At 50.7% G+C, this 26,972-nt stretch carries 26 protein-coding genes and 3 pseudogenes; 15 read left to right on the top strand and 14 right to left on the bottom strand.

The window, feature by feature from the left end; genetic code table 11:
• Window positions 1–12: 12 nt before the first annotated feature.
• The 13 genes from KAR29_RS11380 (at window position 13) to KAR29_RS11320 (ending at window position 12,200) form a co-directional block, all read left to right on the top strand.
• On the top strand, window positions 13–516 hold the full coding sequence (locus KAR29_RS11380) for a hypothetical protein (protein ID WP_274373102.1): 504 nt from the start codon (window positions 13–15) through the stop codon (window positions 514–516).
• 501 nt (window positions 517–1,017) lie between these two features.
• On the top strand, window positions 1,018–1,653 hold the full coding sequence (locus tag KAR29_RS11375; RefSeq protein WP_311135589.1) for a sugar transferase: 636 nt from the start codon (window positions 1,018–1,020) through the stop codon (window positions 1,651–1,653).
• Entirely contained in the window at window positions 1,650–2,333 is a 684-nt protein-coding gene (locus tag KAR29_RS11370) for an acetyltransferase (protein WP_274373101.1), read from the top strand. The genes KAR29_RS11375 and KAR29_RS11370 overlap by 4 nt, the downstream gene beginning before the upstream one ends.
• 41 nt (window positions 2,334–2,374) lie before the next feature.
• Window positions 2,375–3,529, top strand: a complete 1,155-nt coding sequence (locus KAR29_RS11365; RefSeq protein WP_274373100.1) for a DegT/DnrJ/EryC1/StrS family aminotransferase — start codon at window positions 2,375–2,377, stop codon at window positions 3,527–3,529.
• A gap of 3 nt (window positions 3,530–3,532) precedes the next feature.
• On the top strand, window positions 3,533–4,780 hold the full coding sequence (locus tag KAR29_RS11360; RefSeq protein ID WP_274373099.1) for a glycosyltransferase family 4 protein: 1,248 nt from the start codon (window positions 3,533–3,535) through the stop codon (window positions 4,778–4,780).
• Entirely contained in the window at window positions 4,777–6,096 is a 1,320-nt protein-coding gene (locus KAR29_RS11355; RefSeq protein ID WP_274373098.1) for a nucleotide sugar dehydrogenase, read from the top strand. Before KAR29_RS11360 ends, KAR29_RS11355 begins: the two co-directional genes overlap by 4 nt.
• A gap of 473 nt (window positions 6,097–6,569) precedes the next feature.
• Window positions 6,570–6,707, top strand: coding sequence for a helix-turn-helix domain-containing protein (locus tag KAR29_RS11350; RefSeq protein ID WP_274373097.1), 138 nt, complete (start codon window positions 6,570–6,572; stop codon window positions 6,705–6,707).
• A gap of 20 nt (window positions 6,708–6,727) precedes the next feature.
• The gene (gene istA / locus KAR29_RS11345) at window positions 6,728–8,023 is read left to right on the top strand and encodes an IS21 family transposase (RefSeq protein WP_274373096.1); all 1,296 of its coding nucleotides are present in this window, start codon (window positions 6,728–6,730) and stop codon (window positions 8,021–8,023) included.
• Entirely contained in the window at window positions 8,023–8,766 is a 744-nt protein-coding gene (gene istB, locus KAR29_RS11340; protein WP_274373095.1) for an IS21-like element helper ATPase IstB, read from the top strand. The genes istA and istB overlap by 1 nt, the downstream gene beginning before the upstream one ends.
• 154 nt (window positions 8,767–8,920) lie before the next feature.
• Complete coding sequence (locus KAR29_RS14120) at window positions 8,921–9,085, top strand: transposase family protein (RefSeq protein WP_407649577.1); 165 nt, start codon at window positions 8,921–8,923, stop codon at window positions 9,083–9,085.
• Window positions 9,028–9,957: an ISL3 family transposase gene (locus KAR29_RS11330; protein WP_407649576.1), complete on the top strand. Its 930-nt coding sequence runs from the start codon at window positions 9,028–9,030 to the stop codon at window positions 9,955–9,957. The genes KAR29_RS14120 and KAR29_RS11330 overlap by 58 nt, the downstream gene beginning before the upstream one ends.
• Before the next feature lie 138 nt (window positions 9,958–10,095).
• Window positions 10,096–10,938, top strand: a complete 843-nt coding sequence (locus KAR29_RS11325; RefSeq protein WP_274373094.1) for an IS3 family transposase — start codon at window positions 10,096–10,098, stop codon at window positions 10,936–10,938.
• Between the two features lie 167 nt (window positions 10,939–11,105).
• Window positions 11,106–12,200 (top strand): glycosyltransferase, encoded by a 1,095-nt coding sequence (locus KAR29_RS11320; RefSeq protein ID WP_274373093.1) that lies wholly within the window; start codon window positions 11,106–11,108, stop codon window positions 12,198–12,200.
• Between the two features lie 121 nt (window positions 12,201–12,321).
• Here the strand turns inward: KAR29_RS11320 and KAR29_RS11315 are convergent, their stop codons facing one another.
• From KAR29_RS11315 to KAR29_RS11305, 3 genes and pseudogenes are all read right to left on the bottom strand, one after another.
• Window positions 12,322–13,272 carry an ISL3 family transposase gene (locus KAR29_RS11315; RefSeq protein ID WP_274374981.1) on the bottom strand — a complete coding sequence of 317 codons (951 nt, stop codon included), beginning with the start codon at window positions 13,270–13,272 and terminating at the stop codon, window positions 12,322–12,324.
• A 96-nt stretch (window positions 13,273–13,368) separates the two neighbouring features.
• Window positions 13,369–14,933: pseudogene (locus KAR29_RS11310) on the bottom strand (IS3 family transposase).
• Window positions 14,934–14,965: 32 nt separating this feature from the next.
• Window positions 14,966–15,268: a transposase family protein gene (locus KAR29_RS11305; protein ID WP_274373092.1), complete on the bottom strand. Its 303-nt coding sequence runs from the start codon at window positions 15,266–15,268 to the stop codon at window positions 14,966–14,968.
• A gap of 102 nt (window positions 15,269–15,370) precedes the next feature.
• On the opposite strand from KAR29_RS11305, the pseudogene KAR29_RS14145 reads away from it, so the two are divergent.
• Window positions 15,371–15,520 (top strand): annotated as a pseudogene (locus tag KAR29_RS14145) (IS256 family transposase); the annotation flags it as partial.
• A gap of 28 nt (window positions 15,521–15,548) precedes the next feature.
• Window positions 15,549–15,962, top strand: a complete 414-nt coding sequence (locus tag KAR29_RS11300; protein ID WP_311135639.1) for an ATP-binding protein — start codon at window positions 15,549–15,551, stop codon at window positions 15,960–15,962.
• Between the two features lie 346 nt (window positions 15,963–16,308).
• Here KAR29_RS11300 and KAR29_RS11295 read toward each other — a convergent pair whose 3' ends face one another.
• From KAR29_RS11295 to KAR29_RS11245, 11 genes and pseudogenes are all read right to left on the bottom strand, one after another.
• Complete coding sequence (locus KAR29_RS11295; RefSeq protein ID WP_274373091.1) at window positions 16,309–17,364, bottom strand: glycosyltransferase family 4 protein; 1,056 nt, start codon at window positions 17,362–17,364, stop codon at window positions 16,309–16,311.
• 261 nt (window positions 17,365–17,625) lie between these two features.
• Window positions 17,626–18,781 (bottom strand): annotated as a pseudogene (locus KAR29_RS11290) (IS256 family transposase); the annotation flags it as partial.
• A gap of 169 nt (window positions 18,782–18,950) precedes the next feature.
• Entirely contained in the window at window positions 18,951–19,850 is a 900-nt protein-coding gene (locus KAR29_RS11285) for an HpcH/HpaI aldolase/citrate lyase family protein (RefSeq protein ID WP_274373090.1), read from the bottom strand.
• Between the two features lie 14 nt (window positions 19,851–19,864).
• The gene (locus tag KAR29_RS11280) at window positions 19,865–20,548 is read right to left on the bottom strand and encodes a PglD-related sugar-binding protein (RefSeq protein ID WP_274373089.1); all 684 of its coding nucleotides are present in this window, start codon (window positions 20,546–20,548) and stop codon (window positions 19,865–19,867) included.
• Entirely contained in the window at window positions 20,541–21,017 is a 477-nt protein-coding gene (locus KAR29_RS11275; protein WP_274373088.1) for a MaoC family dehydratase, read from the bottom strand. The genes KAR29_RS11280 and KAR29_RS11275 overlap by 8 nt, the downstream gene beginning before the upstream one ends.
• On the bottom strand, window positions 21,014–22,534 hold the full coding sequence (locus tag KAR29_RS11270) for a lipopolysaccharide biosynthesis protein (protein WP_274373087.1): 1,521 nt from the start codon (window positions 22,532–22,534) through the stop codon (window positions 21,014–21,016). Before KAR29_RS11270 ends, KAR29_RS11275 begins: the two co-directional genes overlap by 4 nt.
• Window positions 22,425–23,168, bottom strand: a complete 744-nt coding sequence (locus tag KAR29_RS11265; protein WP_274373086.1) for a sugar phosphate nucleotidyltransferase — start codon at window positions 23,166–23,168, stop codon at window positions 22,425–22,427. The genes KAR29_RS11270 and KAR29_RS11265 overlap by 110 nt, the downstream gene beginning before the upstream one ends.
• Before the next feature lie 12 nt (window positions 23,169–23,180).
• The gene (locus KAR29_RS11260; RefSeq protein WP_274373085.1) at window positions 23,181–24,278 is read right to left on the bottom strand and encodes a DegT/DnrJ/EryC1/StrS family aminotransferase; all 1,098 of its coding nucleotides are present in this window, start codon (window positions 24,276–24,278) and stop codon (window positions 23,181–23,183) included.
• Window position 24,279: 1 nt separating this feature from the next.
• Entirely contained in the window at window positions 24,280–24,699 is a 420-nt protein-coding gene (locus KAR29_RS11255) for a sugar 3,4-ketoisomerase (protein ID WP_274373084.1), read from the bottom strand.
• Entirely contained in the window at window positions 24,696–25,748 is a 1,053-nt protein-coding gene (rfbB, locus tag KAR29_RS11250; protein ID WP_274373083.1) for a dTDP-glucose 4,6-dehydratase, read from the bottom strand. Before rfbB ends, KAR29_RS11255 begins: the two co-directional genes overlap by 4 nt.
• The gene (locus KAR29_RS11245; protein WP_274373082.1) at window positions 25,745–26,971 is read right to left on the bottom strand and encodes a hypothetical protein; all 1,227 of its coding nucleotides are present in this window, start codon (window positions 26,969–26,971) and stop codon (window positions 25,745–25,747) included. The genes rfbB and KAR29_RS11245 overlap by 4 nt, the downstream gene beginning before the upstream one ends.
• Window position 26,972 lies beyond the last annotated feature (1 nt).

Raw genomic sequence — 26,972 nt, 5'->3', positions numbered from 1 at the left:
CTCTCTCATTGCATGAAAGCAGTGGATTTTATAGTTGATGATAATGATAGCTATCTCTTTATTGAATTTAAGGATCCAGAAAACCCGCAAGCTCGTTATGGGAATATTAAAAAATTTTATCAGGAATTTTTCAGTCGATCTCTTTGCGAGGCGCTAAAACAAAAATATCGTGATTCGTTTCTATATCACTGGGCCTTGGCACAACCGGAAAAACCTATCTATTATTATGTCCTCGTCGCCATAGAAAGTCTGACGGCACCTGCCTTGCTTTCCTGCACCGACGACCTGAAACGGATGCTTCCTCTCTATGGTCCCAAGACAGGCCGTTGGCGGAGATCCATCGTTGCCCGCTGCGCTGTCTTCAATATCGCGGCGTGGAATCATTACCTTTCTCAATTTCCTATCCGGCGATTGTCTGGTTCGACAAACGGCCAAGGCCTTTCTGCGATCGAGGTGGCTCAAGGTGACGAGCAACCGCAGCGACCCTTCTCCACCTCACATGGCGATGGCTCATGACAGAAAGACTCCCGTCATGACGACCGGAAGGGCTGCCCTGGTAGGACTGATGGGGAGCCATGCGCCGAGCTGAACGCGATGATCGAGGGCGTTTGCCCGATCCAAAGACGGGCCGTCAGCGCCAGGCTGGGGCGCATAAGGCAAAGCCTTCGATCCGTCAACGATTTCACCCCTTCTCCTACCGCCTAGAATAAAATTGAACTATAATAGGGTCCGGACCGGCGCGCCGCAGGCGACCGCTCCGGGCCCCTTTTCGTCCCCGGAAAGGCCTTGCCCTTTTTGGGGCTGAAGCTGTTCCGGTTTTACGGGGTCTTGCCCTTCCTGGGAGTGCGGCCATCCTGGCCGCACAAGGTTTTGCTTTTGGGGACTCTTATACGATATTCCCTGACTCCACTGCCGAGACCGCCGAACCCAACTCTCCGACGAGGTGATTGAACGTGGCACAAGCGACAACAACCGTCCTCGCCATCTTTATTCCTTCCGATAGCAGGTCCGTCTGACGTGGCCGGGTGGAAAAACGCTTCACCCCTGGAGAAAGGGGCCAAGCGGGCTTTCGACGTCGTCGCCTCCGGCCTGGGGCTCCTGCTCTTGAGCCCTCTTCTCGCCGTCGTCGCCTTGTTGGTCCGTCGATACCTCGGCAGCCCCGTTCTCTTTCGCCAGCAGCGCCCCGGCCTGGGAGGGCGCCCTTTTTTTATGTATAAATTTCGCACGATGACAAATGAGCGCGACGCAGAGGGGAAACTGCTCCCTGATGAAAAACGTCTCACCCCCTTCGGGCGATTCTTGCGCTCGACGAGCATCGACGAGCTGCCCGAACTGATCAACGTCTTCAGCGGGGACATGAGCCTCGTCGGTCCTCGTCCTTTGCTTATGGCGTACCTCGATCGCTATACTGCCCACCAGATGCGTCGTCATGAGGTCAAACCCGGTATTACCGGCTGGGCCCAGGTCAACGGGCGCAATACCCTCGGTTGGGAGGAAAAATTCGACCTCGACGTCTGGTATGTCGATAACGGCTCCTTCTGCCTCGACGTCAAAATCCTGGCTCTGACCGTCGCTAAGGTGGTCCGACGAGAAGGCATTTCCTCGGAAAAGCATGCGACGATGGAAGAATTTCGGGGGGCGGGAAAATCGTGACATTTGACAGAGAACCCCTCTGGGTCCTTGGCGGCGGCGGCCATGGCAAGGTCGTTCTTTCCCTTTTGCGTCTTCTTGATCGTCCCGTCGCGGGCATTCTCGACGATGATGACTCTCTTTGGGGAACCTCTCTCCTCGGCATGCCCGTGGACGGTCCTCTGGGGCGTCTTGCCGGTTTGGACTCTCCTTTGGCCCTCATCGCTATCGGAAACAACGCGATACGCAAAAAAATCGTCTGTCAGTTTCCCCTGGTTCGCTGGTTTTCGGCCGTTCACCCTCGTGCTTTCGTTGACCCTTCTGCCGAGATAGGCCCGGGATCGGTCGTGTTCGCGGGAGCTATCGTTCAGGCAGAGGCGCGTATCGGGGCCCATGTCATCGTCAATACGGGGGCCACTGTCGATCACGATTGTCGCATCGGTGATTTCGCCCATCTCTGTCCCGGCGTTCACCTTGCCGGTGAAGTCCAGGTGGGGGAGGGCTGTCTTCTGGGCACGGGGACATCGGTTATCCCCGGCCGATCCATCGGATCTCAAACCCTCGTCGGTGCCGGGGCCGCCGTTGTCACCGACCTTCCCGAGGCCGTCACGGCCGTCGGCGTTCCGGCGCGGGTGCGACGCGATGCTTTTCGACGAGAGAGAACAGCTCGCGATTTCCTGTCAGCAGGCGATTGTCCGGCTTGACAAACGACTATGACCTTCTCGACTGATTGAGGTGACTCCCAGTGACGAACAAACGCATTTACCTTTCCCCACCCCACATGACGGGCCGAGAGATGGACTACATCAAGGAAGCCTTCGATTCCAACTGGATCGCTCCCCTGGGGCCCCACGTGGATGCCTTCGAGCGCGAGATGGCCGATTACGTCGGCGTCTCCGGGGCGTTGGCGCTCTCGTCGGGAACGGCGGCGCTTCATCTGGCTCTCAAACTGGCCGGGGTGGAACGTGGCGACAGGGTCTTCTGCTCCGATCTCACCTTTGCCGCCACGGTCAATCCGGTTTTCTATGAGGGGGCCGAACCCGTCTTCATCGACGCCGAACCGGAGAGCTGGAACCTTTCACCTCTGGCCCTGGAAAGGGCTTTTGCCGATGCCGAAAGGGAAGGTCGCCTTCCCAAGGCGGTCGTCGCCGCCGATCTCTACGGCCAGAGCGCCGACTACGGCCCCATCGAAGCCCTTTGCGACCGTTACGGCGTTCCCCTCGTCGAGGATGCCGCCGAGGCCCTTGGGGCGACGTACAGGGGTAAAAAATGCGGCGCTCTGGGCAGATGGAACGTCCTGTCGTTCAACGGCAACAAGATCATCACCACCTCGGGAGGCGGAATGCTTCTCTCCGACGACGTCGAGGGGCTTGCCAAGGCCCGTTTCTGGGCCACCCAGGCCAGGGACAAGGCCCCCTGGTACCAGCACAGCGAGATCGGCTACAACTACCGCATGAGCAATCTCCTGGCCGCGGTGGGCCGAGCTCAGCTGGGCGTCATTGAAGATCGCGTCGCCGCCCGCCGGGCCGTCTTCGACCGCTACGTGCGGGAGCTGGGGGAGCTCCCCGGCATCTCCTTCATGCCCGAGGCCTCTTTCGGGCGCCACAACCGCTGGCTTACGGTGGCCCTCGTCGATCAGTCCAGGGCGGGCGTCTCTCCTCTGGACCTGATGGGAGCCCTGGAGAAAGAAAACATCGAAAGCCGTCCTCTCTGGAAGCCCATGCACCTTCAGCCCGTCTTCGAGGCTTATCCCTTCTATTCCCACGATCATGAAGGGGATTCTGCCGTTTCGGCGAGCCTCTTCGATCGGGGGCTCTGTCTGCCCTCCGGTTCGAGCCTGAGCGAGCCGGAACAGGAAAGGATCGTTCAGATCATCCGGTCCGGTTTCAAGGGCATCTGAGGAATGAAGATTCTCTACCTTCATCAGTATTTCAACACGCCCGCCATGGCCGGCGGAACGCGCAGCTACGAAATGGGCCGTCGTCTCGTCGCCTGGGGGCACGAGGTCCATATGATCACCACCGATCGTGACGGACGTTTCCCGAAAGATAAGATTTGGCACGAAACGGAAGAGGCCGGCATTCACGTTCACTGGACACCTGTTCCTTACGGCAATGCCATGCCTTACAACGAACGGATCAAAGCCTTTTTCGCCTTTTCCTGGCGGGCGGCGAGAAGGGCTGTCGCCATAGGCGGGGATATCGTCTTCGCCACCAGCACGCCGCTCACCATCGCCATTCCCGGAGTTTATGCCTCGAAAAGACTGGGCATTCCCATGGTCTTCGAGGTTCGTGATTTGTGGCCTGAGGTGCCCATAGCACTTGGCGCTTTGCGCAACCCTGTCACTATCAAGACAGCTCGGGCTTTAGAGCGTTTTGCCTATAAGAATTCCAGCAAGATTGTTGCCCTTTCTCCAGGAATGAAGGATGGCATCGTAAAGACAGGATATCCTGCAGAACATGTTGCTGTTATCCCCAATGGCAGTGATGTCGAGTTTTTTGATGTCCTTTCGTCCGTTGGAGAGGAGTTAAGACGAAAAACACCTTGGTTGGGAGACCGTAAGTTAGTTGTGTACATTGGAACGCTGGGGAAGGTCAATAACGTGAGCTATCTGGTCGATGTCGCCGTAGAAATGGCAAAGCTCGATCCAAAGATAGCTTTTCTTGTTATTGGCGATGGACAAGAAAAAAAATATATTAAAGATAAAGCAATTAACTCTGGAGTTTTTAATGATAATTTTTACATGATGGATCCTATTCCTAAAAATGAGGTTCCTAAATGGATGTCTGCGGCATCTGTGGCAACTTCCTTCGTCGATCAAGTAAAAGAACTAGAAATTAATTCAGCTAACAAATTTTTTGATACTCTTGCTGCAGGAAAGCCAATAGCAATTAATTACGGTGGATGGCAGGCGGATATTATCGATAAATATCGTAATGGCTGTCAATTGGACCCCAACGACACATTCGGAGCAGCAAAGATTTTGTTCTATTTTATAAATAACGAAAATCAGTTATTAGCAGCAAGTATGGCCTCTAAAAAGGTTGCTCGTGAGCTTTTTGATCGAAACATGTTGGCTAAACAGTTTGAGTCTTTGTTGGTTCAAGCAAAAAATGTTTACTTAAACAGCAAAAGGGAGAGAATACAATGAGTCTTTATGAAAAAATAATTAAAAAAGAAGAATTTATTTCGGTTATAGGTCTGGGCTATGTTGGTATGCCGTTAGCAGTTGCATTTGCAAAAAAAACAAAAGTAATAGGTTTTGATTTAAATAAAAATAAAATAGATTTATATAAGGCAGGTATTGATCCTACAAATGAAATAGGCAACGATGAAATCAAAAAAACTAAAGTTAAATTTACTTGTAATGAATTAGATCTTAAAAATGCTAAATTTCACATCGTAGCAGTTCCTACTCCAATCAATTCTGATAAAACGCCGGACTTGTCGCCAGTCGAAAAAGCGAGTTCCATTGTAGGGCGAAATCTAACAAAAGGATCTATTGTGGTGTATGAATCCACAGTATATCCAGGGGTTACTGAAGATATATGTATGCCAATATTAGAAAAAGAATCTCAGTTGAAAAGTGGCTTTGATTTTAAGGTTGGATATTCCCCTGAAAGAATTAATCCTGGCGATAAAATAAATAAACTTGAAAAAATAGTCAAAATTGTCTCCGGAATGGATACTGAAAGTCTAGACGAAATTGAAAAAGTATATAAACTGATAATTGAAGCTGGAATCCATAGGGCTGGTTCAATAAAAATAGCAGAAGCTGCAAAAGTTGCAGAAAATAGTCAAAGAGATATTAATATCGCTTTTATGAATGAGCTTGCAATGGTGTTTGATCGTATGGGAATTGACACAAAAGAAGTCGTTGATGCGATGAACACAAAATGGAATGCTCTTAAATTCTACCCAGGGCTTGTTGGGGGTCATTGTATTGGTGTGGATCCATATTATTTTATTTATCAAGCTGAAAAATTGGGTTATCATAGCCAAATTATATTATCGGGTAGAAAAATTAACGATGGAATGGGCAAATTTATAGCAGATACTATTATTAAAAAGCTTGTTTTGGCAAATGAAATTGTCACTCAATCTAAAGTTGTTATTTTTGGAATAACGTTTAAAGAAAATACTCCAGACATTAGAAATTCCAAAGTCATGGATATAATTCAAAATTTAAAGGAATATGGCGTTGTCCCTGTGGTTGTGGATCCAGAGGCTGATGCAAGGGAAGCTAAGCTCGAATATGATGTTGATTTAGCTGAATTTGGAGATATAAAAGATGCTAACTGTTTAGTTTTTGCGGTTGCTCATGATGTTTTCAAAAAAATGAACTATGATGAAATAAATTCTTTTTTTCTTAAATCAAAAGACAATAAAAGAATAATCATAGATGTTAAAGGGATTTGGAATAGGGATGAACTTGAAAGGCGAGGATATAGCTATTGGAGATTATAAGGTGTGCGTATATTGTTTTTATGCACCTATTGTTATAGTGCTATGATATTTTATGATTTAGTTTGTAATTAAAAGCTTAGTTGCCAAATTGAGTTCTTTGAAATTAGAAACATACAGAAATAATGAATGATTCTGTTTGTCGTGATAACGTACGATATTTTCGCACATTGGTCTAAATTTTCTATAAGCAGTAGCCCCCCCGCAGGGGTTGTGTTTGAGGTGTCAAGGCCACAAACATCATCCCGAGGGAGGGCTACCGCACATGCAGATGCCACAGAAGGCGCTCGGAATGCAGCAGGAAGTTCGAAGATCATCCGCATCGACGAAGAGGAGTGTTTTCGCTAACCTAAAAGGGTCCCACCCGAGAGGTAATCGATCCTGAAAAAGGTGACCACCCCGTACCCGTTCCCTTATCATCCTGCGAAAGGAACGGCGATTCCGCTTCGCGGGGAGGACGAGAGGAGATGCACGGGATGGTCGACAAAGAATATATCCGCAAACAGCACTTCAGGGAAGGCTGGTCCATCAGGAAGATCACCAGGCAGACGGGAATATGCCGGAAGACGGTCCGCAGAATGCTGAGGGACTCGGAGATCCCGCTTACAGGCTGAAAGCTCCCCGTCCCAGACCGGTGACGGGTCCCTACCTGGAGATCATCCGGACCTGGCTCCGGGAGGATCGAAACGCCCCCGGGAAACAGCGCCATACCGCCAAGCGCGTCTACGACCGTTTGGTGGCGGAGCACGGTTTCAGTGGGAGCGAGTCCAACATCCGCAAGGTCGTGTCGGACCTGAAGAGCGAGATCACCCCGGAGAAGGGGTTCGTTCCCCTGACGGCATATCCGGGCGAGCAGGCCCAGGTGGACTGGGGCGAGGCTCTGGTCCGCATCGGAGGGGAGGAACGGAGGATTTACCTTTTCTGCATGCGCCTTCGCCACAGCGGTGCTCCCTTCGTGTACGCCTTTCCCGACGACGGGCTGGAGGCCTTCATGGCGGGACATCGACGTGCCTTCGAGTCCTTCGGCGGGGTACCCAGGGAATGCGTCTACGACAACCTCAAGTCGGCGGTGACCAAGGTCCTCCCGGGGCCGAACCGGGAAGAGAACCGGCACTTTTCGGCCCTCCGGGGCCATTACCTCTTCGACAGTTCTTTCTGCAACGTCCGAAGCGGCAACGAGAAGGGTTCCGTGGAGAACCTGGTGGGCTATGTGCGGAGGAACGCCCTGGTTCCCGTGCCGGACCTGGCGACACTGGACGATCTCAATTCCGTCCTGGCCGACTGGTGCGGGAGGGAACGGCAGAGGCGCGCAGCCTCTTTCGAAGAAGAAGCCCTACGGCTTATGCCTCTTCCGGAGATACCTCATCCCTGTGCCCTCACCACCGTGTCGGTGGTGAGCCGGACCTCCCTGGTCCGGTTCGAGGGCAACGTCTACTCGGTCCCGGTAGGGCACGAGAAAGAGGCCGTCGACCTCTCCGTCACCTGGGACCGTGTCCGTGTCTCCAGCCGAGGAAAGGTTCTGGCGAATCATCGCCGCCTCTCCGGGAAGGGTAAGGCCTCCATGGAACTTGTCCACTACCTGCCGCTGCTGCGGGCGAAACCCGGGGCCGTCCGAAATGCGGCGGTCGTGCGGGATCTGGAGGAGCCCTGGCAGAAGGCCCGGACGCTCCTGTGCGCCCATTCGGGTTACAGGGAACTCTGTGCCATCCTCCAGCTCCACCGGGACCATTCCCACGAGGCCCTGACGCAAGCCCTCGAAGAGGCCCTGGCCCTGAAGAGGGTTACGGCGGAGACGGTTCGCCAGCTGCTTCTCAACAAAACGCCTTCGGCCAGTCTCACTGTCGCCGTTCCGGACTCCCTCGCGGAACTGCCCCTTCCCGCCCCCGATCCGGGACGCTACGACGCTCTGCTCGAAGAAGAGGTGGCCTGATGAACGCGGAGATCCGGGACATGGCCGTCGAACGCCTCTGCCGGGACCTCAGGCTTCCCGGCGTCCTGAGCTATTACCGGCATGGCGGCGCCGACATGTCCCCCGGGGACTACCTCCGCGAGAGCCTGGAGGCTGAAAGCGCCTCCCGCCGGGAGAAGCGGCTCAGGAACCTTCTGAAATCGGCCAGACTCCCCTACGCCCGGTCCCTCTCGGATTACGACTTCCTCCGGCTTCCCTCCCTCCCGAAGGACAAGCTTCTCTCCCTCGCCGACGGAGGCTTCGTCGGACGGGGGGAAAACCTGGTCCTCCTGGGCAGCTCGGGCACAGGCAAGACCCACATCGCCATCGGCCTCGCGGCGTGCTGCGTCGCGGCGGGATGTTCGGTCCGCTTCACCACCGCCCTGACCCTGGCCCAGGAACTGCTCCTCGCCCAGGACGAACACCGGCTTCCCAAGCTCCTCAAAAGCTACGACCGGTACGACCTGGTGATCGTCGACGAACTGGGCTACCTGGGACTGGGTCCCGGCGGAGCACCTCTCTTCCAATTCTTCGCGGATCGGTACGAACGGAAGAGCGTCTGCATCACCACGAACCTGGAGTTCAGCCGCTGGCCTGAAGTCTTCGGCGACGCCACCCTGACCGAGGCGCTCCTGGACCGCCTGACCCATCACGCTCACATCTTCGTCTTCAAGGGGGAATCCTATCGATTCGCTCAGCGCAGCACCAAAGAACTGAACGCCTGACGGCAGTAGGGGTGGGCTCCTTTTACAGGATCATGATGGGTACCTTTTCGATTGACGAAAACACAGAATCGATATCTATCTCGACTTCAGGAAGGGCGGGACCTTCTCCTGTCCCCTCTGTGGTACCAGCGGCTGCAAGGTCCACGATTCGACGATGAAAAGCTGGAGACACATGAATCTCTTCCAGTACAAGGCCTATCTCCACGCCCGCCTTCCCCGTGTCGACTGCCCTTCCCATGGGATCCATACGGCCAAGGTGCCCTGGCTCGGGAGGGTAGCGGCTTTACCCTGCTTTTTGAGGCCTTCGCCATGTCCTTGATCCGTTTTATGCCCGTGGCCTCGGCGGCCCGGATTCTCGACGAGTGGGACACACGGATCTGGCGCATCGCTCACCCTTACGTCGACAAGGCTGTCGAGAAGCAGGATCTTTCGCATGTCACCGCCGTCGGCGTCGATGAAACGGCCAGAAAACGGGGCCACAACTACATCTCGGCCTTTGTCGATCTCGAGCGTAAAGGCGCCGTCTTCGTGACGGAAGGCAAAGGCAAGGACGTCCTTCAAGCCTTCGAAAGCTTCCTCGAAGGGCACGGAGGTAGCCCGGATCAGGTCAGCGACTTTACCATCGACATGTCGCCGGCCTTCATCACCGGCATCGAGGAGCACTTCCCCGAGGCCCGGATCACCTTTGACAAGTTGCTTGTCTGCAAACTCATGAACGAAGCTCTCGACGAGGTTCGTCGCATGGAGCAGATAGAGAACAGAGGTCTGAAGAAAACGCGTTTCATCTGGCTCCGTAACCCGGAGAACCTGACGAAAGCTCAGAAGGAGACGCTCGACAGCCTGACCGGATCGAGGGCGAATCGCAAGGTTGCCCTGCAGAGTCGAATCAAACTGGCCTTGCAGCAAGTCTACTGTCGCAACAGCCGTTGGGCCGGCTACTTCCTGGACAGAGAGTACGGGTGGGCCAGTCACAGTCGCCTCGCTCCGATAACGAAGTTCGCGAAAACGGTCAAAAGGCATAAGGAGGGAATCTTGAACTACGTCAAAACCAGGAGCACCAATGGCATACTTGAGGGTCTGAACAGTCTCTTCAAGGCAGCGGCAGCCAAGGCGAGAGGCTTTAGAACCGTACGCAACGCCATCACGGCTTATTACCTCGTAGCCGGAAGGTTTGAACTGGGGGTTACCTGAGATTTGTAACGTTACCCACACTAAATAGCGAGGAGCCTCAAAATCCGGCAAAAAGGCAACTATAAGACAAAAAATAGTCGGGAATGGCTCCGCACAGGCAACTTGCCTGACACAACAGGCTGAAAGGACACGCAACGTATGCGTTCAGCCACCAAGAGGTACTGTTGGAGCTCGCCGGATCTTTTTTTCAGAGGTTCCCTAGATCTGAACCGGTCCAGCTTCCACTACGCGAGCTCTTTTGCGACGGAGACGGCGGAGAACCTTGAAATCATGGAGCTCATCGACGTTCGGTACACCTGCGCCCCCTCTTACGGGAGCCGCCGGATGACGGCCTGGCTGCGTCGACAGGGACAGGACGTGAACCGCAAACGGATCGGACGGCTGATGAGGCTTATGGGGCTCGAAGGGATTGGCCCCAAACCGGGAACCGGCAAGCCTCACCCCGAACGGGAGATTGATCCCTGTCTGCTCCGGAACGCCGTCATCGTCAGACCGAATCAGGTCTGGAGCACCGATGTCACCTACCTCCCGATGAGTGGCGGTTTCATGTACCTCGCGGCCGTCATCGATTGGCACAGCCGCTTCGTCCTCTCCTGGGAACTTTCCAACACCCTGGACGCAGAGTTCTGCGTCGTCGCCCTCGACAGGGCTCTTCGGCAGGGAACGCCGGAGATCTTCAACACCGACCAGAGCTGTCAGTTCACCAGTAAGGCCTTTCTGTCTCTGCTCAAGGAAAAGGAGATCCGGATCAGCATGGACGGTCGTGGCAGGGCCCTCGACAACATCTTCGTGGAACGCTTCTGGCGGACCCTCAAGTATGAGTGGCTCTACTTGAACGACTATGAGCGGGTCCGCGATCTCCGCTGCGGCCTGCGGGAGTATATGGACTTCTACAACGGTGAAAGGCTTCACTCCTCACTGAACTACAGGACACCGCGGGAGGTTCACTTTGCCGACCGGGAGGGACCGATGGCGGTCTGACTTTAACTAACTTCGGGCCTCAAATGGTCTTGACAATGGGGTCCACCATAAACAGAACTTTTTTGTTATAATAAAATTCAGACTAGTTTTATCAATGCTTCTGTTTAAATGAAATTTCCAGTAAACTATTTTATTGTTTTTAAATTTAACGCAGGAGTGACATTGTATTGAAAATATTACTTATTGGCGAATATAGCGGTCTTCACAACAATCTTAGCGAAGGACTTCTTGAACTTGGTCATGAAGTAACTATTGCTTCTTCTGGTGATGGATGGAAAAATTTCCATACAGATATTGCTTTATCAAAAACACATTTTAAGGGTAGATTGGGTAAAATTGAATCAAAATTTAATTTATTTCGCGTTGCAGAAACAGCCGCCAATTATGATATAATTCAACTAATCTCTTATAAACAAGTAGGCCCTTATCTGAATCCGTTGTTTATAAAAAAATTATTTAATAAAAATCCTAATATTTTTATACTTGCCACTGGAAGCTCTCCCATTACTACTAAATATCAACGAAAAAACTTTCCTTACTGTCCTTTTTCGATTTCAAGAGAAGAAATAGACTCCGTGGATTGCTCTGATGTTGAAAAATTCATAAAACAAAGCAAAAATCCGCTAATGATTCTAGAAGAAAAAAAATGCCTCAAATATGCAAAAAAAATAATTCCTACTTCTATCTCGTACCTTTTGCCATATCAAAATGCATCAAATTGCATTAAAGATTTTATTCCCATGCCAATAAATACAAAAAAATATCAAAATGTTTTATTTGATTCAAAAAAAAACAATGGGAAGATAAAAATACTATATGGGTTAAGTAGAGGCTGTTTAAAAGGGCATGTTCATATAAAAAAAGCATTAGATAAAATACAAGAAATTAAATTAAAAAACATAGAAATAACAATTATTAATCAAGTTTCTTTTAATAATTATGTCTCGCTTGTTCGAGATTGCGATTTTCTTATAGACCAGTGCAAATCGTATAGTTATGGCATGAATGCGCTTCTTGGCCTTGCTATGGGTAAAATCGTTTTTAGTGGGGCAGAAAATAGCATAAAAGAACAACTTAAAAACTGTCCTATTGTAAACATAAACCCTGATCATCTAGACATATACAATAAAATTATGAATTTAATTGAAAATTCAGATGAAATTATTTGCAAAAAAAAACAAGCGTTGTTATTTGTCCAAGAAAATCACGACTACATAAATATCGCAAAAAAATACTTAAATATTTGGACTAGCAATATGTAATCTGCAGTGCTTTAAGCAGATTCTGTTCAGTATTTTACGCTTTCGTTTTTTGAGTTAGCAGGTGCTCGTTTAGTTTGAGCTCCAGGCTCCTCGCTATTTAGTGTGGGTAACGTTACAAATCTCAGGTAACCCCCAGTTCAAACCTTCCGGCTACGAGGTAATAAGCCGTGATGGCGTTGCGTACGGTTCTAAAGCCTCTCGCCTTGGCTGCCGCTGCCTTGAAGAGACTGTTCAGACCCTCAAGTATGCCATTGGTGCTCCTGGTTTTGACGTAGTTCAAGATTCCCTCCTTATGCCTTTTGACCGTTTTCGCGAACTTCGTTATCGGAGCGAGGCGACTGTGACTGGCCCACCCGTACTCTCTGTCCAGGAAGTAGCCGGCCCAACGGCTGTTGCGACAGTAGACTTGCTGCAAGGCCAGTTTGATTCGACTCTGCAGGGCAACCTTGCGATTCGCCCTCGATCCGGTCAGGCTGTCGAGCGTCTCCTTCTGAGCTTTCGTCAGGTTCTCCGGGTTACGGAGCCAGATGAAACGCGTTTTCTTCAGACCTCTGTTCTCTATCTGCTCCATGCGACGAACCTCGTCGAGAGCTTCGTTCATGAGTTTGCAGACAAGCAACTTGTCAAAGGTGATCCGGGCCTCGGGGAAGTGCTCCTCGATGCCGGTGATGAAGGCCGGCGACATGTCGATGGTAAAGTCGCTGACCTGATCCGGGCTACCTCCGTGCCCTTCGAGGAAGCTTTCGAAGGCTTGAAGGACGTCCTTGCCTTTGCCTTCCGTCACAAAGACGGCGCCTTTACGCTCGAGATCGACAAAGGCCGAGATGTAGTTGTGGCCCCGTTTTCTGGCCGTTTCATCGACGCCGACGGCGGTGACATGCGAAAGATCCTGCTTCTCGACAGCCTTGTCGACGTAAGGGTGAGCGATGCGCCAGATCCGTGTGTCCCACTCGTCGAGAATCCGGGCCGCCGAGGCCACGGGCATAAAACGGATCAAGGACATGGCGAAGGCCTCAAAAAGCAGGGTAAAGCCGCTACCCTCCCGAGCCCAGGGCACCTTGGCCGTATGGATCCCATGCGGTGTTTGTCAATATAGTATAGTTGTCGCCCAAGAGTCATGCATGCATCAGGTTGACATTTCCTCTTCCGGCATCTCCTTCGCGATCGTTCAGCCGGGGTCCTTCTCCGCTTTTTCCTCCTTACCCGATCTGTCGGGGTTGAGGAAGACGGGACCGATGGATTCCCATCGGCGGGTTTTGCCTCTCCACCGTTCGGGGTGGGCCGATCGGGCCTTTTCGTAGCGAAGCTTTCTTTTCTTCAGGATCTCGACGTCGTCGCCTCTGTGGCGGGCGTCGGGGGTGACGAAGCCGATGGCGCTGTGGCGATGCTTTTCGTTGTACCAGCGGACGAAGGCGGCCGTCCATTTCCGGGCCTCTTCGAGGCCGGCGAATCCCTGCGACGGGAAGGCGGGGCGGTATTTGTAGGTCCGAAAGAGCGATTCCGAGTAGGCGTTGTCGTTGCTCACTCTCGGGCGGCTTCTGCTGGAGAGGATTCCCAGGGCCGCAAGGCGGGCCTGGAAGGTCGAGCCCTTCATGGGGCTGCCGTTGTCGGAGTGGAGGACCAGCGGTTTCGTGAAGGTCTTTTCCGAAACGACTGCGCGGGTGACGAGTTCGGAGGCGTGGTCTTCCGATTCCCTCTCCCAGATCTCCCAGCCGACGATCTTGCGGCTGTAGATATCCAGGATGAGGTAGAGGTAGTAGTGGAGCCCGACGATGGGGCCCGGCAGCCAGGAGATGTCCCAGGACCAGACTTCGTTGGGCCCTTTGGCTTCGTGTGTCGTCGGTACCTTGGGCGAGCCGGTTCGGGACCGGCCGCGACGGTTCTGTCGATTCGTGGACCGGAGGATGCGGTAGAAGGTCGATTCCGAGGCGAGGTAGATGTCCCGATCGGCGAGGATAGGGACGATCTGACTCGGGGGCAGGTCGGCGAACTCTTCGCTGTCGACGACGGAGCGGATCGTTTCGATTTCCTCTTCCGTGAGGCTCCAGCGGGGCTTGGGGCGATTCGCCTTCCTGCGGCCGTCTTCGGCGACCTGTCCCTCCCTGGTCCAGCGCTGGAAGGTGCGGAGAGTGAGGCCCAGCTCGGCGCAGGCCTTTTCCCTGCGGGCTCCCTGGCGGCAGGCTTCTCGGACGAGGTCGCAGGCCGCCTGGCGATCGGGGAGGCTCAGATACCGTCCTCGTCGTCCCCCCAGATCGCCTGGGCTTTTTTTCGCAGCGTGAGCAGGGCCGCCGTTTCAGCCAGGGCCTTTTCCTTTCTCCGAAGTTCCCGCTCCAGCTCCTTCAGGCGTCCCCTGTGCGACGTGAGTTCCTCGCGCAGCTCCCTGACGTTGTCTCTGTCCCGGCCGGCGGCGAGGCCGTCGAGGCAAGCCTCGCGCCAGCTACGGATCTCCTCGACGTAAAGACCCTTCGATCGACAGTATTCGGCCTGTTCCGTCTCGTTCATCCCCGCCGTGGCCAGGACGGCGAGAAGCTTGTCGCCGGGGGACCAGGACTGAGGGCGACGGCCGTTGCCGGGGACGGGCGAACCTGTCTCGATACGGGCCTTCTTCCTCCACTGCCTGAGCGTTTCGAAGCTGATTCCCGTCTCACGCGCCAGAGTCGAGAGGGAGGCGTTCTCAGGGGGCATCATTCGTTTGACAAGCTGCTCTTTCACGTCGGGACTGTAGTGGTTCATGGGGCGCACCTCCTCTGGAGTTCAATCATAACCTACTCAGGAGAGGCGACAACTATTGTGGCATAGGGGGACTGGGAAGGGCAGTCGACACGGGGAAGGCGGGCGTGGAGATAGGCCTTGTACTGGAAGAGATTCATGTGTCTCCAGCTTTTCATCGTCGAATCGTGGACCTTGCAGCCGTTGGTACCGCAGAGGGGACAGGAGAAGGTCCCGCCCTTCCTGAAGTCGAGATAGATATCGATTCTGACCTGTTCCTGATCGAAGGTGATCTCATCGATGAACCAAGGATCTGCCAGTTCCAGAATCGTTTCGAGAAAGGGCTTCAGGTCATTCACGGCGGGACCTCCTGATGGAGAAGAATGAACTTCGTCCCCTATCCTAGCAGGTGGCTCTGATCTCAGCTGGCCCCCCTACCCACACTAAATAGCGAGGAGCCGAACTTCCCCGCTGGGGAATCGGCCCTGATGCTCGTCTCGGCCCGAGTCAGGCATGTGGCCTCCACCCAGTGGGGCAAGCGGGCCTACGTGGACGTGGAATGCTTGCGGGAACAGGACCGGGAACAGCAGCAGGAACCTGCTGTGATCTCAAGAAAATCAGGCATAGCCCTTCAAGGGCCTGCTGCCTCGAAGACAAAAGTGCGAAAAATACTGGACAGCACCGGGATGTTCGGTTCGTTTCGCCACCGCCCTGACCCTAGCCCGGGAACTGCTCCTCGCCCAGGACGAGCACCGGCTTCCCAAGCTCCTCAAAAGCTACGACCGGTACGACCTGGTGATCGTCGACGAACTGAGCTACTTGGGACTGGGTCCCGGCGGAGCACCTCTCTTCCAATTCTTCGCGGATCGGTACGAACGGAAGATCGTCTGCATCACCACGAACCTGGAGTTCAGCCGCTGGCCTGAAGTCTTCGGCGACGCCACCCTGACCGAGGCGCTCCTGGACCGCCTGACCCATCACGCTCACATCTTCGTCTTCAAGGGGGAATCCTATCGATTCGCTCAGCGCAGCACCAAAGAACTGAACGCCTGACGGCAGTAGGGGTGGGCTCCTTTTACAGGATCATGATGGGTACCTTTTCGATTGACGAAAACACTGACAGGCATGTCGGGCAGAATCTCCCATTGTTATTTTATTCAGAATATTCGGCTAAGTTGCAGCCAATGAGGGATTTCTACAACGACGAGAGGCTTCACGCATCACTGAACTACAGGACACCGCGGGAGGTTCCCTTTGCCGATCGGGAGGGACCGATGGCAGTCTGACTCGAATGAACTTCGGGCTTCAATTGGTCTTGATAATGGGGTCACCATACCCCCGGGATCGATGTTTGTGGCCTCGGACAACCTCAAACATAACCCTTGCGGGGGGCTACTGCCTATAGGGAGCTCGAATGAATGTGCGAAAGATATCGTACGTTATCGTAGTTATTGACAGAATAATCATATATTAAATTATAGATTTTTGCTATTTCTGTCCAATCAAACCGAACGGATAAATCTATGCAGTTTTGAGAGAGGGACTTGTAATTTTTTAAAACACACTCTACTTTATCTGCAATTTCGCTTACATTGCGACTATCTGCATGATAACCAACACAACCCTCCTCAAATGTTTCATCAAATCCTTGTCCTTTCGTGTACACCAAAGGCAATCCTTGTGTCATTGCTTCTGCATAAACAAGACCAAAAGTTTCTTTATGCGATGGAAGAATAAAAATATCAGCATTTCTATATATCCGAAGCAACTTGTCCTTAGTTTGCTTAGGGATATATTGTAACATGTTACTAGAAAGTATTTTTTGCATTATTTTTTTATCCTTGGGTTCCCCAACTACAATAAGCGATACATTATAGTTGCGCATTTTTAGCAATTTAGTTACAAGCAATGTTGTTATTTGATTCTTATTTTTCGTGATATCGCCGACTGTTAGGAGTTTTATGGATTTTTCATTGCAAATTTTAGGAGCATTAAGCTTATTTTGAACCCAAAAATCATCAATTCCATTATTTATTATAACGGATTTTTCTGCAATAGCTAGTTTATGTTTATTCGGAACTATTTTATATAGCACGAAGTCTCTATAGGGTTTATTGATAAAAATTATTTTACTTGCTTCAAGTAAAATAGTAATTCCCAACTTCTTTAGATGAGGCATAAATTTAAAAAATGTATTTATATCTGTATTTCGAACGGCAACTATGTATGGTATATTTAATTTTTTGCTGAGTATTCTTGCTGTATTGCCATTTGTAAACAGGCTATGTGAATGAATAATGTCAAAATTATCACATGAATAGATATCCATTGCTCTAGAAACTATTTTTTTTTGTTTTTTATGAAAAAAAAATCCATTAATTTTCTTGCCTAGCAAGACTGCTTGTGTGCATTCAGGGTAATTTTTTGTTTCTAATTCATTGGCTTCGCTAAACATGGGAACATAGACAGATATATTATGCCCTTGTCGAATTTGTGTTTCAAAAAAAAATCGATAAAAGCGATCTGGTTTGTCATAGTAAGAATTAATGTGAAGAATTTTCAGCCTTTATTCCTCCTGAGCTGTAGTTAGCCAGATGTTTCATAAAAATAATTGCTTGTAAGTTCTGTCCAGTATTTTTCGCACTTTCGTTTTTGAGGCAGCAGGCCCCTGAAGGGCTATGTCTGATTTTCTTGAGATCGCAGCGGATTCTTGCCGTTGTTCCCGGTCCTGTTCCCGCAAGCATTCCATGTTCAGGTAGGCTCGTTTGCCCCACTTGGTGGAGGCCACAGGCCTGGCTCGGGCCGAGACGAGCATCAGGGCCGATTCCCCATCGGGGAAGTTCCCTGCGACCTTGGTCCGGCGACGAATCTCCCTGTTGAGACGCTCCAGCTGTCGGTCCGAAGTCTCTTCCCCTGTTCCGAGGGGAAGGGGAAGTAGCTCAGCGTTTCCTCGCAGCCCTCCTTCACGATCGTTGAGGCCTTCCGGAGCTTCATGGCCTCGAGCTTTTCGACGACGGCCTCGGCCTTTTCCCGGGCGGCCGGCAGATCTTCCTGACCGTGGATCGCCTCGAGCATGAGGGCCACTTCCCGTGCCTTGCCGCGTGGAACCGCGCTGTAGCCGTTGCGGTAGAAGGGGACCACGCAGCGTTGCCACCTGGCTTCGGGGAAGAAGTGGGGCAAGGTCTCCAGGAGTCCCAGGCTTTTGTCGGACGTAACGAGACGGATTCTCTCGAGCCCACGTTCCTTGAGGTGCCTCAGGAAGGAGGACCGGCTTTCGCCGTCCTCTCTGCCTCCCTCGCAGACGCCGAGCACCTCGCGGTATCCCTGCTCGTTGACGCCGATGGCCACGAGAACCGAGATGTTCCGGACCTCGCCGCCCCAGCTCTTTTTCAACCTGCCGCCTGAGGAAGACGTAGGGATATTCCCCGTGGAGCGGTCGGTTACGCCACTCCTCGATGCGACCGTAGATCTTCTGGTTCAGATCGCTCACGGTGGAGGGGTTCACCCGGGTTCCCCAGAGGGCTTCGGTGATGTCTTCGACCCGCCGGACGGAGACGCCGGCCAGATACATTTCCGCCAGAGCCTCTTCGACGGAGCTCTCCCTGCGGCGGTAACGCTCGATGATCGCCGTCTCGAAGGGGAGCTTCCGAAGCTTGGGAACCTTGAGACTGACCTCGCCGGCCTGGGTGTGAAGCCTGCGGCTGTAAGAACCGGCCCGGGTGTCGAGCCGTTCAGGCGTCCTCCCATAGCGCCCGGCCTGGCAGATGGCGTCGGCCTCGGCGTCGAGCAGAGAGTTCAGCGTGTCTGAATGCGGTTCCCCTGACGATCGGGTCAAGGTGCGAGCGGATCTCCTCTTCGTCGATGCGGATGATCTTCGAACTTCCTGCTGCATTTCGAGCGCCTTCTGTGGTATCGTGCCTTTGCGGTAGCCCTCCCTCGGGATAATGTTTGTGGCATCGATAACCTCAAACATAACCCTTGCGGGGGGCTACTGCTTATAGAAAATCTAGACTAATGTGCGAAAATATCGTACGTTATCAATTATTTATTCTTATAAACTTTAAATTTTATTTTTTCGTGTTTCTCAATTATTTTCTTGGATGCTAAAACAAAAGGCGACCCTACAAAACGACCTTTAAGAACAGTTACTCCCTTATCTTCTGATTGAGCTTCTTTTGCAAGTTCAAGCATTTCTTTAGCTTTTATAATTTCTTCATCAGAAGGAGAGAAATATTGATGTATTAAAGGAAGTTCTTTGGGGCTTAATGCAAGCATTCCCTCAAATCCCATGTTTTTAGCTATCTGTAAGTTTCTTTCAAGGTCTTCTAGGTCGTGAACTTTGATATGAACCGTGTCAATTGGAATGATGCCTGCTGCTCTTGCCGCATTAGCAATCATAAACCGAGCTCCAAAGAGGCTCGTCCCGTTGGAGTCGTGAATGCCTTGAAGATCCGTGATATAATCCTCGCATCCGAAAGCAAGAGCCACAAGTCGTTTCGACGATTCAGCAATGGCCTGGGCATTCATAATAGCTGAAGTCGTTTCCATTAGGGCAACTATTTTGAAAGTACCAATTGGAAATTCTTTATCGTATTCGATTGTTTCAAGGAGTTTGTCAAAGAAATAGATATCTTCAGGTTTTTTGCTTTTAGGATAAACAAACCCATCAATGCCTTTAATTGTAAGTTCTTGTACGTCTTTTAAGAGCATTCCACTTTCTCTATCATTAACGCGAGGGAAAATAGAGAAACGAGAGAGTTTTCCCGAGTTTATATATTCTTTGATCTTAGTCCGAGCGATACTTTTATTGTGGGCAGGCATGACAGAATCTTCAAGGTCAAGAATAAGTGCATCTGCTTCAGATCTGGAGGCGCTTTCAAGGAGTTTATCGTTGTGTCCTGGGACGAACATCATGCTTCGTAGCAGAAAACCATTTTCCATAACGATTCCCTCCTTTATTTCTCCTGTAGTGTATATTCTTTCTCTTCTATTCTGCGGTGCAGTTTCGCTGGAATACCGATATACATCTCAGAATTTCCGGTTGATTTCGTCAAAAGCGATTTCGCACCAATGACACAGTAATCACCTATGGAGACTTTTTCTAAAATCGATGCTGAAAGGCAGATGTCGCTTGCTTTTCCGATGGTGATGTAGGAGCTAACTACTGATCCCGCACTGAGATGGCAAAAGGGACCTATGTAATCATTGTGTCCGACAACACAATTTGCCATGACGAAAACAGATTTTGCTAGTTGTGTCTGTGGTCCGATATAGCAATTAGCCATGACAAACACACCCGGTTCAAGAGTGGCGTTAGAGGCGATGAAGGCAGTAGGATGCACTATCGTGGCCAGGGATTCATCGGGGATTTCTAGGTGGTCGAAGAGTTTCACTCGTAACGATCCATGCCCGATAGGATGTATAGCAAAACTTAAAAGGTAACCTTCCTTTGCCCATTCCTTGGCGGTTTCAGTTTTTCCAACAACGGGATAATTGCAAATTTTGTTGGCATGATAGTCATTGAGAAAACCGATAATTTCATAGACAGATTTTTTGTGTATTCTGTTGATGTCTTCTATGCAGGCGGCCACAACACCGCCGTTTCCTTCTCCCCCTATGATAATAAGCTTTTTAGTCACATTTTTCTCCTCCCTTTGTGGGGATGAGTACTTTTCTCCTGAAACTGAGAACTTTAATCCCTTTTTGATTGAAAGCACTGGTTTCTACGTAAATTATTCCTCTATCAAGTTTAGTACGGGACTTTTTTACATCAATTATTTCCGTTTCGGCATAAAGAGTGTCCCCGATAAAGACGGGAGCGTGATGTATGATTGATTCATATTCAAGATTGGCTATTGCCTTGCCGCTAATATCGCGTACCGTTAATCCAACAACAAGGCTAAAAACATAGGTTCCAACGACAAGGGGCCTTCCATGTTGACTCCGGGCGGCATAATGAGAGTCAAGGTGAATTGGGTGATGGTTCATAGTGAGAAGGCAAAATAAGTTATTATCTCCTTCTGTGACAGTTTTACCTGGCCAATGCTTGAAAATTTGCCCAATTGAATATTCTTCCAAATATTTCCCAAAAAAGTCTGGTGAGTTCATGTAATCCTCCTTGTTTTTGTTAAAATAAATAAAAATATCTCTGATTTGTATGATAACAACATAATAGCTGAAAAAAATATATAAAATATAATAGTTGTTCTTAGTAGAGGATATAGGAGCAGAAGCAATGATCCAGATAGAGTGATAATAGCAAATTTCATATTGAACATAAGTCGATTCATTTTTAAAACAACCCAGGTAATTGAGAGAGTCATTGCAAAATAGCCTATTATTGTCGCTAGAGCTGCGCCGAGAATTCCCCAGCGAGGAATAAAAAGAGCGTTTAGGATGATGTTTGTGACTGCCCCAACTAGTCGAGATATAGTACTGAGGTAGGTTTTCTTTTCAACTTGCAATTGCGTGCCAGCTATTTGCGAAAGCATCAACAAGAGAGGCGCAAAGAAAAGATAAGGAAAAATAGTCGATGCAGAGCGGTAGGGCTCGGCGACCATGATTTTAAATATCCAATCTACCCAGGGGAGTAAGATAAATAGACTTAAAAACGAAAGAATAGCTAGAATTTCAAAGACCTGTGACATGAGGTGCGTGTGATCTTTGTCTTTCATGGTGGAAAAGGCGAAATATTGCCACCCTCCGGCAAAAGCCATATAGATCCCCTGGCTAATGGATGAAAGACGCGCTCCGACTCCGTACAGGCCGACTGCTTCCATTCCCATCATGTGGCCGATCATGAAGCGATCGCAGGAAGTGAAAATCCAATATATAAGAAAAGTAGGCGCCAGGGGAACTCCTATTTTAAGAAGGACCCGTACCTGCTCGCTCTTTACATGGCCGTGAGAAAAAAAGGAGTGGTTCAGTAAGCCGTAACCCAGCAGAAGCACAAGGCCGCTTACTAAGTTGCCGAAGACAAGGCCTTCCAAAGGTTTCCCTTCCCGGGCCAGCAACAGGGCAAATGCATAGTAGATCAGAGGGCCCAAGAGGGAGAGGAGGATGATCGTTGCCCGCTTGTTCTGCATCCGGGTCGGGGCGGCGACCACGGAACGCATGGCGTGTACGGCGATGACAATTCCGGCAGTGGCGATCATCCAACGATAGCTTCCGTCCCAAAAGGATAGACCAAAGACCCAGAAGAAAGCGGTCAGAGCAAGAGCCGCAAAGCTTGTTGTCGTGACAATGGCCAGGGAACTGGAGCAGACCTGTTTGCGGAAAAGCGGGTCTTTATCGTCAAAGAAAAGGCGAAACATAGCATCGTAACTCCCAAGAATGACTAGAGGTTCGCCAAAACGGATGACAATGGTATAGATGTCATAAACCCCAAAAACGGCGGGATCGGTGATCATTCTCGTCAAAACGGGTAGCATGAGAAAGGGTACGGCCTTGGTCAGTACGTTGCCCACCCCGTAGATAAAGAAATTTTCAAGGAAGAGACGAGCGCGTGACACGGTTTTATTCGACGCCCATTTCTTTGCGGTATTTTTCGAACATGATGCAGTTGGCCTCGTAATAGGATTCGAAGGTGCCTGTGTCCATCCAACGTCCGCCTGTGACGATGTCATATTGAAGGGTCCCAAGTTCGATATAGCGATTATTGACGCTGGTGATCTCATATTCGCCACGGGCCGAGGGCTTGATGTGGCTGATGATGTCAAAGACTCGACAATCGTAGATGTAGGCCCCTACGACGGCGTAGTTACTCTTGGGGCATTCGGGTTTTTCCTGTATTTCGACGACATTCTTCTCGTCCAGTGCGGCGACGCCGAAACGCTGCGGGTCCGCGACTTCGACAAGAAGGACCCGGGCTCCTTGTCCCTGTTGTTTCTGGCGGTAGTTGTCGACGAAATAATCGATAGGTTCCTCAAATACGTTGTCGCCGAGGAGTACGAGGACGTTGTCATTGCCGACGAAGTGCTCGGCGAGGCGGAGAGCGTCAGCGATGCCGTTGGCTTCGTCCTGGACGCTGTAAGAGAAGTTGAGACCGAAGTCAGAGCCGCTGCCTAACGCTCCAACCATCTGTCCCATGTGCTCGGAGCTCGTGACGATACGGACATCGCGAATGCCGCAGGCGGCCATGTTGCGAATGGGGTTATAGATCATCGGTTCCGGTCCGACGGGAAGCAGGTGTTTGTTGATGGTCCGCGTCAAGGGGTAAAGACGGGTGCCTTTCCCTCCGGCTAAGATGACGCCCTTCATCATTTTTCCTCCTCAAACACGAAATGCGTCGACGGTTCGGCAGACCTGGTCCATTTCTCCTTCGGTCATGCCGTTGTAGAGGGGGAGGCTCAGGGTTCTTTTAGCGATCCGTTCTGTCAAGGGGTAGCTTCCTTCCGGAAAGCCTAAATGGGCGTAGGCCTGTGACAGATGGGGAGGGACAGGGTAATGAATTTGTGTTTGAATGCCCTCTTGCTCCAAATAATGCTGCAATGTGTCTCGCGATTCCGTTTCGATGACGAAAAGATGCCAGACATGGCGCGCCTGAGGTCGGGTTTTCGGAAGGATGATGGCGTCGTTGGTAATGTGGTTCATGTAGTATTCCGCAATAGTGGTCCGTTCCTGCAAAATCTCTTCCAGATGTTTTAATCTGACTTGAAGCAGAGCAGCTTGAAGCTCATCGAGACGTGAATTGACGCCGCAGACCTCGTTGTAGTACTTCTTCCGGCTGCCGTAGTTGCGGAGCATACGGAGTTTTTCGGCCAAGACCTTGTCATCGGTCACGATTGCGCCTGCATCGCCGAAGGCACCGAGGTTCTTGGTGGGGAAGAAACTAAAGCAGCCCAAACTGCCGAAGCTGCCGGTGATGCATCCGCGAAAAGAAGCGCCGTGAGATTGTGCGCAATCTTCGATCAGCGGAATCCCGTGTTTCTGGGAGAGTGCTGTCAGGGACTCCATATCGCATGGCTGACCGTAAAGGTGAACAGCCATGATCGCCTTGGTCCTGCGCGTGATGGCTTCCTCAATTCGTGCCGGATCAATGCCGTAGAACGAATCGGGCTCGACGAAGACGGGAGTAGCCCCATTTTCCGAAATGGCTAAAACAGTAGCAATGTAGGTGTTGGCCTGAACGATAACCTCATCACCGGGTCCTATTCCCATTGCCCGCAGACCCAACGTGAGGGCGTCAAGACCGGAGTTGAGGCCTACGCAGTAGCTTGTTCCGATAAAGGAGGCAAAGGTTTGTTCGAAGGCTTCTAATTCTTTGCCGAGAACATACCAACCCGACGCAAGGACGCGGAGAGCAGCCTCGTCATACTCGTTTCGGTGCTGTTCATAAAGTGGCGCCAATCGATTGAAAGGAATGGCCATCTCATTGCTCCTTCCTGGCGAAGGCAAGAAAAGCATGGTAATCCCGAATGTAGTCCGCCTCATCGTAGTGCTGGGATGCAAAGACAAAAAGGACACTGCCGGTGACAATCCACTTCATGGTACGCCATTGGGCTGGCCCAACATAGAGTCCTTTGTCGGGACGGTCAAGGAGCACAGATTCTTTCAGGGTCCCGTCGTCAAGGGTTACTTCGATGGTTCCATAGGGACAGAGGAGAATTTGTTCCAGGCTTTTGTGGGCGTGATGCCCCCGAACGATGCCCGCTTCAACGCCCCCGATGTGGTAGGCCCGCTTGATCTCGAAAGGAACGTGACAACCGGCTTCCCAAACGCAAAGACATTCTTCGCACGCTTCTTGTCGTTTGATCGTTTGTGCCTGCCGGAGAGAAATCAAAGCGCTCACTGGCTCAATCCCAGCCTTTCGCATCGATAGCTGCCGTCGAGAATGGCCGCGGTCCACGCTCGGTTTGCCAGGTACCAGTCGACGGTCTTTCCCATGCCGCTTTCGAAGCTCTCTTTCGGTTGCCAGCCCAGCTCCCTTTTGATCTTGTCCGCGTCGATGGCGTAGCGTCTGTCGTGGCCGGGACGGTCTTTGACGAAGGTGATCTGTTCTTCGTAGGGTTTGCCGTCTCCGCGGGGCGCCTTTTCGTCGAGAAGGGCGCACAGGGTGCGGACGATGGCGATGTTGGTCCGTTCGCTGTTGCCGCCGATGTTGTAGGTCTCGCCCGGCGCTCCCTTTTCGAGGGCTGTCAGGAGGGCTCGGCAATGGTCCTCCACGTAGAGCCAGTCGCGTATGTTGAGGCCGTCGCCGTAGACGGGGAGGTTTTCGCCCGCCAGAGCCCTGTTGATGACGAGGGGGATGAGCTTTTCCGGGAACTGGCGGGGGCCGTAGTTGTTGGAGCAGTTGGTGGTGATCGTCGGCAGGCCGTAGGTGTGGTGATAGGCCCGCACCAGGTGATCCGACGAGGCTTTCGAGGCCGAATAGGGAGAGTTGGGGGCGTAGGGGGTTTCTTCGGTGAAGAACCCATCAGGTCCCAGAGAACCGTAGACTTCGTCGGTGGAGACGTGAAGGAAGCGAAAAGAAAGGGCTTCGTCGTCAGGCAGGGTTTTCCAGTGATTCCGTGCCGCTTCGAGGAGGCGGAAGGTACCGATGACGTTGGTCTGAATGAAGGATTCGGGGCCGTCGATGGAGCGGTCCACGTGGCTTTCGGCGGCGAGATTCATCACGGCCTGGGGACGATGGTCGGCGAAAAGCCGGGTGAGCAGCTCGTCGTCGGCGATGTCGCCTTCGACGAAGGTGTGGCGGGGGTGATCGATGACCTCGGCCAGGGAATCGAGGTTCCCGGCATAGGTGAGCTTGTCGAGGTTGATCACGTCATGCCCCTCGGACAGAGCCGAGTGGACGAGGTTGCTGCCTATGAAACCGGCTCCTCCGGTGATAATAATTTTCAAACTATTCCCTCCTTTTCTCCTTGGGATCCTTGATCGGAGTGCTTGATTAAATTTTGTTGCTGAAAATTTAGGCCCGACTCCATGAAGTCAAAAAACGATCCAAAATAAAAAATAAATATAAAATCCCAATTGTAAATCCAAGGTCGTTGATACATGCTCATAAAATAAGCTAGCATTGCTAAAAAATTATTTTTAGTTTTATTTTTTGCTAAAATAGAAAAATATACAACCGCAACAAAAAAAAGTCCTAATAATCCATAGTCATAAACAAACATGCGAACGGAGGCTCCTCCTGCGCCGCCCGCAAGGTTGCTGGCTCGAAATCCTTTACCAACAACAACATCAGAAATATTGTTGTTGGTAATAAAATAATCGAATTCTTGCTTGAATTGATCTTTGTCTCGGTTATCTCCAGAAAATCCTTCTTCAGTGAATGTGAGACGAGAAAAAAACATTGTTTGAAGTTCATCAGAAGTCGTTCCAGCCAACGCGATAGCAAAAAGAAAGATAACCCATAATAGCTTTCTTTTAAAAATAAAAAATATATTAAATATCATCAACACACAAAAAGCAAGAGAAAACGATATAATTCCAGAAAATAAAATTATCATACACGGAATTTTATTTCTAAATTTATCAAAGCCAAGAATAAGGGCAGCATAAGTTCCTAAAGCGCCTGGTTCGCCGTAAATTCCGTGGAAACGAAGTGATTGTGTGCTTGACAAATTCGGGAACAAAGATCCAGCAAAAGTTAAGTAGTTATAGTTTTTTAAAGAATTTAATGGGGGTATTTCTTTGAAGGGAATATCAAAATTAAATCTTAAAAAATATATAAAAATACCCGGGACAAGAGTCAAAGCAAATAACCAGAGGAAATTTTTCCATGAAACAATAGCTTCTTTTGGAGGAATTGAGAGTAAGATTAAAAAAAGAAAAACACTTAATATGAAAAACATAAATCCCAGGAAAGAAAATTCCATAAAATACGCCCTTAAATGGAAATAGCTCGTTAATATGGTTATTCCAATACTTAAAATTATTTTTTTGCAGTTGGTCTTTAAATGTAAAATTTCAAAAGATACGAATAAAATTACTGGAACGACCAAGAAAAAAAATCTATTCAAACGCCCCCACGTGTAATATGGTGATAAATAACCAAGTAACGATATTGCAAATAGCACTTGATGTGCCTTTTGAAAGAACATAATTTTTGTTTTTTTCATT

It is taken from the genome of Aminithiophilus ramosus (genome assembly GCF_018069705.1).
GTDB classification, from domain to species: Bacteria; Synergistota; Synergistia; order Synergistales; family Aminithiophilaceae; genus Aminithiophilus; species Aminithiophilus ramosus.
This window is presented reverse-complemented; position numbering and strand designations above follow the sequence as displayed.